Raw genomic sequence first — 638 nt, 5'->3', positions numbered from 1 at the left:
GCAGGGATTGTCCATATATCACCTTCAATCTGATCTTCACGAATATGACGCAAAGGGTTGGTACGAACGCCTGTCAGGATAAGCAGACGCAAAGCTAAATGTTTTATAGTTGTTGTTTTGCAGAGAAATTGGTAAAAAGCCGGCACATCTCTCCAATCCATGGCTGGTAAGCTTTGTTTTTTATGACGTTGTTTGCCTAAGAGAGCGCGTGCTTTTTCTACTGCTTGTAAATCAACATCTAACCCTAATGCAGCCGCATGTTTGAGACAAAGATTAAGACGCATTAGTGCTGTTCGAGCAGTTCCAGCTTTTGTATGCCAAATAGGGGCAAGGGTATCGCGTATCTCTGTTTGCGTAATCTCTGAAACGGGCAGACAGCCTAATTTAGGGAGAATATGGAGGCGTAAATGTAAAAACCAATTACAAGACTCACCATCATTTTTTAATTCAGCTTTACGGCTTTCAAAAGCATCTAGAGCAATATCTTTTAAATAATGGAGATTGCGCATTGCCTCACGCTTTTGTTTGTTGCGTTCTTTAATAGGGTCACGCCCCTCACGTAAAACAGCCCGCCACCTAGTTGCCAATTCACGGGCTTGTTTTAAAGAAACATCTCGCAAGGCACCCAAGCCCATTTC

General features: G+C 42.8%; 1 protein-coding gene. It reads right to left on the bottom strand.

Annotated features, from left to right (window positions below; all coding sequences use genetic code 11):
* The coding region (locus ACFIMI_RS09770; protein ID WP_375692542.1) for a tyrosine-type recombinase/integrase at positions 1–638 on the bottom strand (638 nt) is incomplete at both ends.

This window comes from Bartonella sp. AP4SXKL, assembly GCF_042195845.1.
In the GTDB taxonomy this organism is placed as follows: domain Bacteria; phylum Pseudomonadota; class Alphaproteobacteria; order Rhizobiales; family Rhizobiaceae; genus Bartonella.
The sequence above is the reverse complement of the archived record's forward strand: the minus strand, read 5'-3'. Positions and strand labels throughout refer to the sequence as shown.